Here is a 13220-nt window from a genome sequence, read left to right as displayed (position 1 = left end):
TGGCGCCGCGATGCATCGTGCGGTCGGCGTCCTGCACTGTCAACGGGCATGCGGAGGAGGGGCTTTCGCACCCGTCGATTTCCGGACCGCCGCGCCGGAGCGCGCCGTTGGGCCGGGATCCGGCCGCTGGCACCATGCTGGCCTGCACGTTCGTCCGAGGGAGCGGGACGCGGCGGTGCGCGGCTCGCCCCACCGGCCCGGCGCGAGTCATGCCGCGGCGGTACGTCTTGTCGCCGACCGGGTATGACAGCGGTGCGGGGGCGGGAAGTTGTTCACCCCGTAGCCCCTTACACCTGGGTCATCGCGCGGTTACCGTCCGGTCATGACCCCCACACTCGCGCAGCTTCGCTACTTGGTCGCCGTCGCGGACTGCCGCTCCATCACCAGCGCCGCGGCCTCGGTCTTCGTCGCCCAGTCCGCGCTCTCCCGGGCCGTCCAGGCCATGGAGCGGGACCTGGGGGTGGAGTTGCTCGCCCGCCGGGGGCGGGGGGTGGACCTCACCCCCGAAGGGGCCCGGGTCGTGCGGCTCGCCCGGACCGTGCTCGACGCCGTCGAAGCGATCGACGACATCGGCGCCGCCACCACCGGCGGCGCCCGGGCCACCCTCGTGGTCGTCGCCACCCCCACGCTGGCCCTGGACCTGGCCGCCGACCTGGTCCCCGCCTTCACCGAACGGCACCCGGGCATCGACGTGCGGCTCCAGCAGTACGACAGCCGCGAGGTGCTGACCCGGGAACTCCTCGAAGGGCGGGCCGAGCTGGCCCTGGTCGACCTGCCGGTGGACAAGGAACTGACGACCCACCACATCCAGGAGCGCGAGGTGGTGCTGATCTCCCCGCCGGGCTCCCGGCTCCCCGATCCGTTGCCGTTCCGGGTGCTCGACGGGCTGGAGATGGTCCTGCCGTCGCCGGGGACGGGTCGGCGCACCGAGATGGAGGCCATGTTCAGTTGCCTCGGCGTCCGTCCCGTGCCCTGCCTGGAGGTCGACGAGCGGCTGGCCTGGGTGACCGGCGTGACGGACGGGCGCGGCTCCCTGATCTGGTACCGGGACGTGGTGGCGCGGGCCTTCGGGCACCGGGCCGAGGTCCGGTCCTTCACGCCGCCGTTGCTGCGGCCCGTCGGCATCGCGCACGCGCGGCGGCCGCTCAGCCGGGCGGCCCGGGCGTTCATCGCCCACGCGCGACACAAGGCGCCGGTGCGGGAGCCGGCCCGCTGACGCCGGGCGCCGCGAGCCCGGTCGTGGCGGGCGCGCCATGCCCGGTCGGCATCGAACCATGCTCAAACAGTGGGCGGACCGCCCTGGCCCGCTGAGTGACGGGCCGTCACATTGAGCGCATGCCTCGACTCCTCACATCCCCCTGGGCGGCCGCGCTGGCGACGGCGGCCCTCGCGACGGTCCTGCCCACGGTGGCCTGGGCGGCCGGCGCCGACCGTCCCGCCCCGTCCGCCGCCGCCCCCGCCGCGGCGCCGGCGTCCGCGCCCGAGAAGAAGTGCGTCATGCCGGGCGGGCTCACCGAACTGAGCGGCCTCGCCGCCAGCCACAAGCACCCCGGCATCCTCTACGCCGTCAACGACAGCGGGAACACCAACCAGGTCTTCGCCGTCGACTGCTCCACGGCCACCGGGCAGCTCAAGGCCACCTTGACCGTCTCCGGCGTGCCCAACACCGACTGGGAGGCCCTGGCCCTCGGCAGGGACGCGACGGGCGCCCCCGTGCTCCTCGTCGGTGACATCGGGGACAACTTCTCCGGCCGGTCGGAGATCACCGTCCACAGCTTCCCCGAGCCCGACCGGCTCGTGAACGCCGAGGTGACACCGGTCAGTTACCGCTTCACCTACTCCGACGGCAGACACGACGCGGAGTCCCTGCTGGCCGACCCGCTCACCGGGCAGCTGTACGTCGCCAGCAAACTCTTCGGAGCAGCGGGCCAGTTGTACAAGGCGCCCCTGCCGCCCCGGCCCGGTCAGGTGAACACCCTCACCCCGGTACGGCCCGGCCCCGTGTTCGCCACGGATGGCGCGTTCTCACCCTCCGGCGCGTCCTACGCACTGCGCAGCGGCGGGCCGTTGGGCGCCGACACCGCCTCCGTGTACGACGCCTCCACGGGGGCCAAGCTCGCGGACGTCCCGCTCCCCGCGCAGTCCCAGGGCGAGACCGTGACGTACGCCGACTGCTCGACCCTGCTCGTGGGCTCGGAGAACGACCCCCAGATCTGGCGCGTCCCGCTCCCGCCCGAAGCCGCCCCGGGCTGCGGCACCACGCCGACGCCGACGCCGACCCCTACTCCCACTCCCACGCCGACCCCTACCCCGACCTCCGGTGACCTCAAGGTCACCGACCCGGGCCCGCAGACCTGCAAGTTCAACCAGATCTGCACCCTCCAACTGACCGCCACCGGCGGCCGCACCCCGATCCGCTGGAGCGCCACCGGCCTGCCCTTCGGCCTCACCCTCGACACCACCACCGGCCGCATCACCGGCAAACCCTGGAGCAGCGGAACCACCCAGATCACCATCACCGCCACCGACACCACCCCCACCAACGCCACCACCACCTTCCCCCTCACCATCAACTGGTTCTGAGGCGGAACGCGGCCGCGGCACCGGGATCCGCCGGAATCCCGGTACCGCGACGTACGGCCCTGGCGCGACGGCTACTTGTTGGCGTAGACGACTTTGCCCTCCAAGATCCAGGTGGCATTGTCCTCAAGCCTGGACCACTCGCCGCTGTTCGTCTTCCGCCAGGGGCCCGTGCGCTCCGCGCAGGCCCGCCCGTCGCAGACGGTGACCCTGACGGCGTAGTGCGTGTACCCGATGTCGTAACACCTGGTCTGTGCCATGTGCTGGTTGGAGGACACCTGGACTTCGCACCCAGGGCTCGCGGCGGTCGCGGCGCTCGCCGGCATCACGGCGGCCGCCGTCGCGGCGATCATGGAAGCGGCCACGACGGCGGCCTTGCGTATGAACGACATGTGGGGGGTCTCCCGTATCGAAGTCCGGCCGCCGATCGGCTGCCGCGGCCACACGCTAGCCGAACGGGCTTGTCGTTCAAGGGAGTTGAATCAAGTGCAGCGATCAGTTCCGGCGATCATCGAGCGGCCTAGCGGACGCCCCGCCCGCGCTCCCGACGGCTCAACCGCCGCCCGGCGGGGAGAGCTCCGTGCTCAGCCAGCCGAGGGCGTCCGGATACATCCCGGCCCAGGTCTGGAAGTTGTGACCGCCCGCCGGGCGGACCAGTGTCCTGACCCGGACCCCGGTGCCCGCCGCCGCCTTGACGAAGTCGTCCAACTGCTGCGGAGGACTGTCCTTGTCCTGCGCCGAAGTGGCGAGAAAGAGTCCGACGTCCGCCTTCGGCGCGTGCCGTACGAGCCACAGCGGGCTGTTGCGCTCCCGCAGCACGGGGTCCGTGAGCACTTCCGGATCCCCGGTCAGCGGGTCCGGATCCAGGGCGGCGCCCGCGGCGAACACCTTCGGGTACTGCAAGGGCAGTTTCGCGGCGCAGAACGCACCCGTCGAGTAGCCCATCAGGCCCCACCCCTTGGGCTCGGGCAGGGTCCGGAAGTTGCGCGCGACCAGCGCCGGGACGTCGTCCGCGAGCCAGGTGGCGACCTTGTGCCCCGGGGTGTCGCTGCAGTCCGTGTTCACCCCGCCCGGATACATCTCCGGCACCACCAGGATGAACGGGTGCGCCGCGCCCAGCTGGACCAGCTGTTCCAGGGCGCCCGGCATGGACCCCGCCTCGAACCACGACCGGGGCGTTCCGGGGAAGCCGTGCAGCAGCGTCAGCACCGGGAAGCGGGTCTTCTCCGCGCCCGGGGCGTCGTACTCCGGGGGAGTCCACACGATCACCTGGCCGGCCAGCTTGGAGTGGGTGCCCCGGAAGTAGGTGCTGCGGGTGCCGTCCGAGCCCAGCGTGAACTTGGCGCGCCCCGGCGGCGGCCCGGTCATCGTGGCGGAGCCCTGGCCGTTCTCGGTGCCGAGCAGGTCGTCCCAGGAGGCGTAGAGCCCGTAGCTGCCGTTGATCCAGGTGGCCACCACGCAGATGGCGGTCAGCTGGCAGAGCCCCAGCATCAGCAACCGCGCGGGCCACCGCACCCAGGCCGGGCCGGGGACGCGGTTCCACAGCAGCAGTGCGGCCAGCATGGCGAGCGCCGTGACGACGACCAGCGTGACGAGGAACGACGTGCTGGTCAGCTCCACGGCATCGGCTCCTGACGTGCGTGACGCGCCCGCCCGACCGCGGTGCGACGCGCCTGTCCCGCCAATTTACGACGGGCGGGCGCCCCCGGCGCGGCGGGCGCGCGGGACCAGGGCGGTCGTTCGCGGGGCGCGGACGGCCCTCAGGCGGGGCGCACCCGGACCTCCACCGCGTGCCAGCCGGTCGCCCCGTCCGGGACCGTGTCGGAGCGCAGCCCCGGCTGGACGGCGCCCGACCGGTCCGTCGCGCGGACCTCCAAGGTGTGGCGGCCCGCGGTGGCCGGCCACTCCCACACCCACTGGCGCCAGGTGTCCGTGCCGTCCTCGGCCCCGAGCCGGGCCTCCTGCCACGCGCCGCCGTCGACCCGGACCTCGACCCGCGCGATCCCGCGGTGCTGCGCCCACGCCACCCCGGCCACCGGCACCCGGCCCGCGCGGGGCTCGGCCGAGGGGCGCGGGGTGTCGATGCGCGACTGGGTCTTGATCGGGGCCCGGGCCGCCCAGGAACGGCGCACCCAGTACGCGTCGTAGGCGTCGAAGGTGGTCAGCCGCAGCTCGCGCAGCCACTTGCAGGCCGAGACGTACCCGTACAGGCCCGGTACGACCATCCGCACGGGGAACCCGTGCCGGAAGGGGAGCGGCGCGCCGTTCATCCCCACGGCCAGCAGCGCCTCCCGGCCGTCCATGACGGTCTCGACGGGGGTGCCGAGGGTCATGCCGTCCACCGAACGGGCCACCAGCTGGTCGGCCGGACCGCCCCGGGAGGGCGGCCGGACCCCGGCCTCGCGCAGCAGGTCGGCGAGGCGCACGCCGAGCCAGCGGGCGTTTCCCGCGTACGGTCCGCCGACCTCGTTGGACACGCACGTGAGCGTGACGTCGTGCTCGACCAGCGGTCGGGCCAGCAGCTCCCGCAGGTCGAGGCTGAGGGGCCGGGTGACCCCGTCCCCGTGGATGTCGAGGCGCCAGCCGTCGGCGTCGATCCGGGGGACCACCAGGGCGGTGTCCACCCGGTAGAAGTCGGCCACGGGGGTGAGGAACGCCGACACCCCGGGGACACCCACGTCGGCGCCGGCCGGCACCGGCGGCGCGGGCCGTGCGGGCGGCGGCAGCCGCAGCCCGGCCCGGGAGGCGGTCGCGCCGGCCGAGCCGTGGGCGGTCAGCCGCCGGCCCGCGTACCCGGCCGCGGCCGACCCGGCCAGCGCGGCGGCGGCGATCCGGCCGAAGCCCCGCCGGTCCAGCCCCCGCGCCGGCTCCCGGTCCGCGCCGGAGCCGGGCGCCGGCGGGCGGCCCGTCGGGCGGGTCAGCGCGCCGGTCAGGAGGTACAGCACCCACATCGCGGCGGCCCCGCCCGCCAGCGAGGGCAGCGCGTCCTGCCAGGTCGCCTCGGGTCGGCTCAGCGCGGCCACCGCCCCGACGGCGGCGAAGCCGCACACGACGGCGGCCCCGGCGGCGCGCCGCCGCAGCGCGAGGACCCCGGCCGCGGCGGCCACCAGCGCCAGGACGGCGAGCACCCCCAGCAGCAGCACGGTCTTGTCCGCTGTGCCGAACTGGCGGACCGCCCAGTCCTTGACGGCGGCCGGAGTGCGGTCGACCAGCGCGCCCCCGACCGCGGTGACCGGGCCCGATTCGGGCCGCACGGCCGCCGCGGCCAGTTCCGACAGGCTCAGCCCCGCGTAGCCGGCGACCACACCGCCGAGGGCGCCGTAGACGCGTTGCCGTCGCTGTCCGACCGCCTTCACACGGGTCATTCGGAGCCACCGCCCGCCCGGTTTGGTGCGACGACCGCACACCCGACGACCGCACACCGGTGCCGCGCCCGCACCGCCCGGCCGGAACCGGCTCTCCGGAGGCTCTCCGGCGGCCCTCCAGTCGACCGCTCAGGCGGCCGGGAAGGCCAGCACCATCAGGGGCGGCGAGGTCGGGGCGGGCGAACCGCCCGCCGGTTCCAGGGTGACACCGACACCCGTGGCCGCGCCCACCGGGCCCGCCAGCAGGGCCGGGGCGTCGGGCCGGGCCGGGTCCATCAGCCCCGCCGGGCGCATCGACCCGGCCGGATCGGCGAACCAGAGCTGGTAGACCCGGCCCGCGGGCGGGGTCGTCATGCCCGCGGCGACGAAGGCCGCCCGGTCCCGCTCCCGCGAGAGCACCACCGTCCCGGTGGCGCCGCCGGGGGCGAGCCGGCCCGTGGCCAGCCGGGCGTCCGGTGCGGACAGGATCCCGGCCAGGTCGGCGGCCCGGGCCTGCGCGGTCCGGGCCGCCCGCACGGCGTCGTCCGCCCGCTGGTACTGCCACAGCGCCAGCCCGCCGAGCCCGGCCGCCGCCACGAGGCACGCGGCCAGCGCCCACCGGGTCCACCCGGTCGTTCGGCCCGGTGCCCTGCGGTGCGCGGGGCCGGGGGGCGCTCCGGGCGCGGACGCCGACCCGGGGGCGGGGGTCCGTACGGGGGGACCCTCGGCCCGGATGCGCCGCAGCACGGCCTCGCGCAGCTCCGGGGGCGGGGGGACGGCGACGGCGAGGGCGAGCCGGGCCGCCGTCCCGGACAGCTCCCGCACCTCTCGCGCGCAGGCCGGGCAGGTCTCCAGGTGCGCCTCGAAGGCGGCGCGCTCCGCCGGGTCGAGCGCGTGCAGGACGTACGCGCCGCTCGCCCCGTGCGGGTCCTCGTGCCCGGCCGCGTCCGCGCGGCCCGAGGCGGTCCCGTCCGTGCTCATTCCCCGCTCACCCCCAGGCAGCCCCGCAGCCGCAGCAGTCCGTCGCGCAGCCGTGTCTTGACGGTACCCAAGGGCACCGACAGCGCGTCGGACACCTCGCGGCAGGTGAGCCCGCGGTAGTACGCCAAGGTGATCGACTGGCGCTGCAACTCGGTGAGCGCGGCCAGACAGCGGCGCACCCGGTCCTGCTCCAGCCGGTCCTGCACCGCCTCGCTGACCTCGTCGAAGGCCGGCAGCGCGGTCTCCAGGCGGGCCGCCCGGCGGTCCCGGTCGGCGGCGGCCTGCGCGGAGCGGACCCGGTCCACGGCCCGGCGGTGGGCCATCGTGAGGATCCAGGCCATCGCGCCGCCCCGGTCACTGCGGTAGCGCCCGGCGGTGCGCCAGACCTCGACCAGCACCTCCTGGGCCACTTCCTCGGCCTGGGCCCGGTCGCGCAGCACCGCGCGGGCCAGGCCCAGGACGGAGCCGCTGACCGCCTCGTAGACCGAGACGAAGGCGGCCTCGTCACCCTCGGCGACCCGTCCGAGGAGGGCGGACAGGGCCCCGTCGGCGCGCAGCACGTCTTCCACGGGGCGATCCTGCCACCGTACGGCGGGCCGTACCCGTCGACACCGCCCGGAGTTCGGCCGGGACGGACGGGGACCGACTGGGGGTGGCCCGCTACAGGCCGACGGAGGTCGGCGGCGGCGGGACCCAGCGGCCGGTGCGCGGCGACCGCACGTCGTACTCGGTCTTCAGCTCCGCCGGGATCGCGTGGTGCATGACGCGCCCCCGGGTCAGCGAGGTCAGTTCGAACCCGGCGAGCAGGGAGCCCGCCTTGTCGAGCGCCCACTCCGCGTACGGGCTGCTGTCCTCGATGGTCTCCAGCAGTCCGAGGACGACGGGCACGGCCTTCGCCGCCGTGTCCCAGCCGCTGCGCGGGATCTCCAGCCAGTCGGCGATGGTGTCCCCGACCAGGAACCGGACGGTGGCCGGCACCATCGGGTCGAAGAGCGTGCCCGGGACCACGTCCTCGTACATCCGCATCAGCTGGGCGTTGAGCGCGACGCCCTCGGGGGAGGGGCCGAGGTTGCGCAGCAGGTACAGGTCGCAGTAGGCGCGGGCCTCGGTGAGGTTCTCCGGGACGGCCGACATGTCGCAGCCGAGCATGTACGCCACGACCCGCCAGGCGTAGAAGTAGGCGTCGGCGCCGTCCTCGCTCATGTGCACCCCGAGCCGGTGCATGGCGTCGAGGACCAGGATCGAGAAGCAGATCTGTCCCCCGATCATGTCCTCCTGGCAGATGGGCAGGCCGTCCCGGGCGACGTCCCAGTGGCCGCCGCTGCGCAGGTGGTGGCGGACCGCCGCGTGCAGCAGCCGCACCTTCTGGGCGGCCGGGATGAACTTGCTGCCCTCGGCGAAGGAGTTGGTCTGCATGAGGTAGGTGACGAACTGGCCCGTGTTCGCCATCCGTCGGGAGGGGTAGGAGAGCGAGTGCGTCGAGGACAGCAGCCGCGACAGCCGGGGGATCGCGTAGGTGGCGGGCATCGCCGCGAAGGACAGGCCGGTGTTGATGTGGGCCGCGTTGTCCATGAAGAACAGCCGCGCCTGCTCCATCACGTCCCAGTCCACCCAGCTGGGGGGCATGGCGGTCGCCTCGAAGTACGCGGCGGCGGCGGCCGGGAGCTTCTCGGGCAGCTTGTCCCCGGTGGTGGAGAAGAACCGCATCAGCGTGTTGAGGTCCCCCACCTCCTTGCGCTCGAACATCGCGGCGACGGTCTCGTCGGCGAGCGGATCCCCCTGCTCGCGCAGGGCGTCGAGGACGGCGTCGTCGTAACGGGCGCGGGGTGGAGCGGTGGTGTTCGCGTTCACGTGAGTCCTTCTCTTCGGTACGGGGGAGGGGCGGGCGGGGACGCGCGGGGACGCCCCGGGGACGCGCGGGGGACGCCGGATCCGCGGGGCCGGGGTCAGATCGTCCGGAGCGCCGCCGCGTCGGCCAGTGCGCGCAGCGCGGAGCGGGCCTCGGCGGGCATCGGTACGGCGTCCAGCGCGTCCGCGGCCCGGGCGATGCGTTCGGCGATCATCGACTCGACCTGCTGGCGGGCGCCGCAGCGCTCCATCAACTCCCGTACGCTCGCCGCCTCTTCCTCGCCGAGGGCGGGATTGCCGACGAGCTTGGCGAGCAGTCTGCGGTCGTCCTCGTCGGCGGCCGCCGCGGTGAGGGCGAGCAGCGCGGTCGGTTTGCCGTCCCGGAGGTCGTCCAGGTTCGACTTGCCGGTCTCGGACGGGTCGCCGAAGGTGCCGAGCAGGTCGTCGCGCAGCTGGAACGCCTCGCCGAGGGGGAGCCCGTAGGCCGAGAAGGCGTCCAGCAGGGCCCGTGATCCGCCCGCGAGCGTGGCGCCCAGGTGCAGCGGCCGTTCCACCGTGTACTTGGCCGTCTTGTACCGGGCCACCTCCAGCGATTCGGCGACCTGGAGCGGGCGGGCCGGTGCGTCGGTGCGCAGGACCTCCAGGAACTCGCCCGCCATCGTCTCGCGCAGCAGGGCCGACCAGAGCGGTCCGGTGCGGGCGAGATAGGCGCCGGGGAGTCCGCACGAGGTGAAGACGTGCCCCGCGTACCCCATCAGGAGATCGCCGAGGATCATCGCGAGGGCGGTGGACCGCTGCCCCGACGCGGCGAAGGCGGCGTGCGCGGTGAGTTGGCCGTGCCGCATCCTGCTGTCGTCGATGATGTCGTCGTGGGTGCAGGCCGCGGCGTGCACCAGCTCCATCGCCGCCGCGGCCCGGATCACGCCTTCGCAGTCGGGCTGGCCCGCCGCCCGCCACCCCCAGTACAGGAACGCGGCCCGGATCCGCTTCCCCCGGGCCAAGGAACGGCGCAACTGCTCGGAGAGCGGCGAGAGTTCGACGTGCAGGCCGAGGAGCGCGGCCTCCTCCTCGTCGGCGAGCCGGACGAGCACCTCGTCGATGCGCACCTTGAAGCCGGAGTGGTCATGCACGCGGGTGACCGGCCCGCTCGGCGGCCCGGCGTGCCATGGTCTCCAGGTAGTTCTCGGAGCCCATGGTCGCGCGCTGCGTGGCCAGTTCGCCGCGCTTGCGCAGTTCGACGACGCCGTCGGTGAGCAGCTCGCGCAGATCGGAGCGGCGCATCACGTCCTGGGCCCGCTCGCTGGACTGGCGTAACTGGTCGAGCGCCAGGTCGGCTACTCCGGCGGCGAGGAAGGTCAGCAGTTCCAGGGCCGCTGCGGGCCGCCGGCTCCCGTCGGCGGCCGGATCCGTCGGCGTCGTCCGCTCCTGCTCGGTCTCGGACATGATGGGTTCACTCCTGTGGCGGGATGGTGGCGGGATGGGATGCACGGGCGTCACAAGGGGCGGCCGCCGGATGTCTCCGACGACCGCCCCTGATCGCGTCCGTGCCAGTGAACCCGTACGGCCGCCCGTACGGCCAACCGGATGTGGCCCTCTCCCTCGCACGGGTTCCGAGATTCCCACGGGAGGGTGATGACCACCGTATGACGTGATCGCCGCAGTGGTGGTGGTGTACGCACATGGCGCCGACGTGCCGGGGTCGGACCGGTATCGCCCAGGTCGGACCGGCAACGCCCGGTTCAGCACGGCACCGACCGGGTCAGACCGGCAACGCCCAGGTCAGACCGGCAACGCCCAGGTCTGGTCGATCCGGTGGTCGCCGCAGTCGGCCAGCCGCAGCTGCCCGGTGGCGTCGGCCGCGCCCGGTGCCTGGAGGCACTTGCCGGTGCCGCTCTCGACCAGCGAGCCGTCGCGCTGCGCCATCCAGTGCCGGCTGCTGCGCGCCGTCGTCCCGGTGTCCTCGGCCGGGCAGGCGCCCAGTGTCACCGGCTCGTCGGCGCTCGTCGCGGTCAGGCACTTGCCCCCGAGCCGCACGGTCGCGTCCTGGCGCAGTACCCAGCGCTGGTCGTCGGCGCCGGTGCAGGCGGACAGGACGACCGCGTCCGTGCCCACTGTGTTCACCCCGTCCAGGCACCGCGCGCCGTCGCCGGTGAGCTGCCCGGTGGGCACGGGTTCGGCGCAGCCGGCGCCCGGGGCGAGCCGCCAGACGGCCGTGTCGTGCGCGTCGACCGTGGCGGCCAGGGTGTGCGCCACGTCCTCCTCCGCGCCCGACCACAGGTCGCGCGCGGACGCCGAGCAGCGGGCGAGCCCGCGGTCGGCGAGCCCGAGGTCGGCGAGCGGCAGCGACACGTCCCTGGCGCTGCCCGAGCGGTTGAGCACGGCGACGGCCCGGTCGCCGTTCTCCAGCGGCCGCACCAGGACGTCGTACCCGCCGCTGGAGGCCACGACGGCGCCCTGACGACCCATCGGGTCCTGGTCCAGCTCGATCAGCCGCTCGTTGCCGAGGGCGTCGAGCCCGCCCCGCGTCAGCTGCGACACGTCCGAGGAGAGGATGAACGGCGCCGCCATCATGGCCCACAGGGCCACCTGGCTGCGCCCCTCCGCGTCGGTCAGGCCGGGCGCCCCGGCGAGCAGGAAGTCCGGGTCGTTCCAGTTGCCGGGGCTCGCGTAGCGGTCCAGCCAACGGTTGTAGCCGTAGTTGCCGAGGACCGAGGCCCAGCGCGATGCGGTCGGCGCGGCGGGCTTGTAGACCTGGATGTCCTTGCCCTCGCGCCACAGCTGCCCGCTCTCGCCGACCCAGCCGAGCACCTTGTGCCAGTCGGCGCTGCCCCACTCGCCCTTCTGGAAGTAGGCCGGGGCGGAGGCGGAGAGCACCATGGCGCGGCCACTGGCCCTGAGGGCGCGGGCCGCGGCCCCGTACGCGTCGCGGTAGGCCTGTTCCTTCGTCGTGCCGGGCGGCACGTAGAGGTTGCAGCCGTCCATCTTCACGTAGTCGACCTTCCAGGACGCGAACAGCCTTGCGTCCTGCGCGAAGTGGTCACGGCCGCCGCCGTTCGGCGTGCCGCTGCCGGGGTAGCGCTCGCAGGTGAGGTACCCGGCGTCCTCGTAGATGCCGAACTTGAGCCCCTTGCCGTGCAGGTACTCGCCGAGCCAGGCCATGCCGTGCGGGAACTTGGCCCGGTCGGTGACCAGGTCGCCGTTCTTGTCCCGCGCCTTGGTCATCCAGCAGTCGTCGACGGTGACCGTGTCGTAGCCCTTGGCGGCCAGTCCGGTCGCGACGAGGGCGTCGGCGTTGGCGACGACGGTCTGCTCGTCGATGGCACACATGTAGTGCGCCCAGTTGTTCCACCCCATGGGCGGAGTGAGCGCGAGCGGGGTGTCCCAGGTCGCGGTGGGCTCGGCCGCGGCGGGACCGGACGCGAGCGGGAGCGCGAGCAGGGCGGCCGCGATGAGACAGGGGAGCGACGCACGCAGGCGAGGCGGCACGGGGACTCCTTGACGTGGGGCGTACCGACAGGGACTGTCGTGCGCCCAGTGCAGCCGGGCGACTACCCAGTGTCAACATATGTCGATGTGTAGGGATCGATTACCAGCAATATGGGTGTAGCCGCGGGCGCGGGAAGGCAGTTGCCCCGAGGTGACCGGGGCGATCGAGGTAGCCGGGGCGAGCGGGGCGACCGGGGCGGCTCGGGATACGACGTATGTTACGATGTATCTCATGCCGAGACGATCAATGGCCCTGGACCGCGCCACACCCGATGTCATCGCCGTGGCCGCGCTGCGGATCCTCGACGACGAAGGGCCCGCGGCCCTGAGCTTCCGCGCCCTCGGCGACCGGCTCGGCGTCTCGCACGCCACGGTCCAGCGCCGCTGCAACGACCTCGCGGGCCTGCTCGACCTGTGCACCGAACACCTCGCGGGCCAGCTGCCGCAGGTGCCGGAGGGGACCGGCTGGGCCGAGGCCGCGGAGCTGCGCTTCACCCGCTTCTACCAACTGCTGACCGCCCATCCGGGGCTGCTCGTGCTGCGCGGCGGCCGCCCCTGGCTCGGCCGGCAGCTGCTGGCCCGGCTGGTCGAACCGGCCATCGCCGACAGCATCGCGGCCGGCATGACCGCCGCCGAAGCGATGACCTGCTACCGCCGGATGTACCTGCTGACCCTCGGCAGCGCCGCCTTCGTCGACCACCGCGACCCGGTCGGGGCGACCCAGGCGTCCCGGGCCGCGCTGGCCGCGCTCGACCCGGCCCGCTTCCCCGCGCTGACCGGCGCGGTGGCCGACGTACTGCCCCCGCTCACCGACCACGAGGTGTACTACGGCGCCCTGCGCCAGCTGATCGAGGCGGCGGACCCCACCCGCCGCCCGTAGGCCGCGACGGCAACACCTCGCACGCCGTGCACTCCGTGCGCCGCTCGTACGCCTCGTACGTCTCGCACGCCTCCACCCTGAACGGCCCCACCTGATCGGAG

Annotated in this window: 12 protein-coding genes; 3 read left to right on the top strand and 9 right to left on the bottom strand. The window is 74.2% G+C overall.

The annotated features are described in order from the left end of the window. Positions 1 to 322: 322 nt before the first annotated feature. The gene (locus tag ACIQWR_RS36835) at positions 323 to 1216 is read left to right on the top strand and encodes a LysR family transcriptional regulator (protein WP_404019020.1); all 894 of its coding nucleotides are present in this window, start codon (positions 323 to 325) and stop codon (positions 1214 to 1216) included. Between the two features lie 119 nt (positions 1217 to 1335). Further along, a complete protein-coding gene (locus ACIQWR_RS36830) occupies positions 1336 to 2583 on the top strand; it encodes a putative Ig domain-containing protein (protein ID WP_404019017.1) in 1248 nt (415 codons plus the stop codon). A gap of 71 nt (positions 2584 to 2654) precedes the next feature. Here ACIQWR_RS36830 and ACIQWR_RS36825 read toward each other — a convergent pair whose 3' ends face one another. From ACIQWR_RS36825 to ACIQWR_RS36785, 9 genes are all read right to left on the bottom strand, one after another. Further along, positions 2655 to 2972, bottom strand: coding sequence for a hypothetical protein (locus ACIQWR_RS36825; RefSeq protein WP_404019014.1), 318 nt, complete (start codon positions 2970 to 2972; stop codon positions 2655 to 2657). Positions 2973 to 3132: 160 nt separating this feature from the next. Next, positions 3133 to 4200, bottom strand: a complete 1068-nt coding sequence (locus ACIQWR_RS36820) for an alpha/beta hydrolase (RefSeq protein WP_404019012.1) — start codon at positions 4198 to 4200, stop codon at positions 3133 to 3135. 140 nt (positions 4201 to 4340) lie between these two features. Then, positions 4341 to 5945 carry a molybdopterin-dependent oxidoreductase gene (locus ACIQWR_RS36815; protein ID WP_404019010.1) on the bottom strand — a complete coding sequence of 535 codons (1605 nt, stop codon included), beginning with the start codon at positions 5943 to 5945 and terminating at the stop codon, positions 4341 to 4343. Between the two features lie 129 nt (positions 5946 to 6074). Next, positions 6075 to 6905, bottom strand: coding sequence for an anti-sigma factor domain-containing protein (locus ACIQWR_RS36810; RefSeq protein WP_404019007.1), 831 nt, complete (start codon positions 6903 to 6905; stop codon positions 6075 to 6077). Beyond that, a complete protein-coding gene (gene sigK / locus ACIQWR_RS36805; protein WP_404019004.1) occupies positions 6902 to 7474 on the bottom strand; it encodes an ECF RNA polymerase sigma factor SigK in 573 nt (190 codons plus the stop codon). Before sigK ends, ACIQWR_RS36810 begins: the two co-directional genes overlap by 4 nt. Before the next feature lie 91 nt (positions 7475 to 7565). Next, on the bottom strand, positions 7566 to 8756 hold the full coding sequence (locus ACIQWR_RS36800; protein ID WP_404019001.1) for an oxygenase MpaB family protein: 1191 nt from the start codon (positions 8754 to 8756) through the stop codon (positions 7566 to 7568). Positions 8757 to 8851: 95 nt separating this feature from the next. Then, positions 8852 to 9883, bottom strand: a complete 1032-nt coding sequence (locus ACIQWR_RS36795) for a polyprenyl synthetase family protein (RefSeq protein WP_404018999.1) — start codon at positions 9881 to 9883, stop codon at positions 8852 to 8854. After that, a complete protein-coding gene (locus tag ACIQWR_RS36790) occupies positions 9876 to 10196 on the bottom strand; it encodes a hypothetical protein (RefSeq protein WP_404018996.1) in 321 nt (106 codons plus the stop codon). The genes ACIQWR_RS36795 and ACIQWR_RS36790 overlap by 8 nt, the downstream gene beginning before the upstream one ends. Positions 10197 to 10532: 336 nt before the next feature. After that, a complete protein-coding gene (locus ACIQWR_RS36785; protein WP_404018994.1) occupies positions 10533 to 12239 on the bottom strand; it encodes a ricin-type beta-trefoil lectin domain protein in 1707 nt (568 codons plus the stop codon). 232 nt (positions 12240 to 12471) lie between these two features. Here ACIQWR_RS36785 and ACIQWR_RS36780 point away from each other — a divergent pair, with 232 nt between their 5' ends. Beyond that, positions 12472 to 13119, top strand: a complete 648-nt coding sequence (locus ACIQWR_RS36780; protein WP_404018991.1) for a TetR/AcrR family transcriptional regulator — start codon at positions 12472 to 12474, stop codon at positions 13117 to 13119. Positions 13120 to 13220: the final 101 nt, after the last annotated feature.

It is taken from the genome of Streptomyces sp. NPDC098789, from assembly GCF_044759975.1.
GTDB lineage: Bacteria > Actinomycetota > Actinomycetes > Streptomycetales > Streptomycetaceae > Streptomyces.
Note: the sequence above shows the minus strand (reverse complement) of the source record. Positions and strands in the feature narration are given on the sequence as shown.

Bases quoted from the DNA above. Each gene is read 5' to 3' on its own strand.
- ACIQWR_RS36835 (WP_404019020.1), top strand. From the start codon at position 323: ATGACCCCCACACTCGCGCAGCTTCGCTACTTGGTCGCCGTCGCGGAC.
- ACIQWR_RS36830 (WP_404019017.1), top strand. From the start codon at position 1,336: ATGCCTCGACTCCTCACATCCCCCTGGGCGGCCGCGCTGGCGACGGCG.
- ACIQWR_RS36825 (WP_404019014.1), bottom strand. From the start codon at position 2,972: ATGTCGTTCATACGCAAGGCCGCCGTCGTGGCCGCTTCCATGATCGCC.
- ACIQWR_RS36815 (WP_404019010.1), bottom strand. From the start codon at position 5,945: ATGACCCGTGTGAAGGCGGTCGGACAGCGACGGCAACGCGTCTACGGC.
- ACIQWR_RS36810 (WP_404019007.1), bottom strand. From the start codon at position 6,905: ATGAGCACGGACGGGACCGCCTCGGGCCGCGCGGACGCGGCCGGGCAC.
- ACIQWR_RS36790 (WP_404018996.1), bottom strand. From the start codon at position 10,196: ATGTCCGAGACCGAGCAGGAGCGGACGACGCCGACGGATCCGGCCGCC.
- ACIQWR_RS36780 (WP_404018991.1), top strand. From the start codon at position 12,472: ATGCCGAGACGATCAATGGCCCTGGACCGCGCCACACCCGATGTCATC.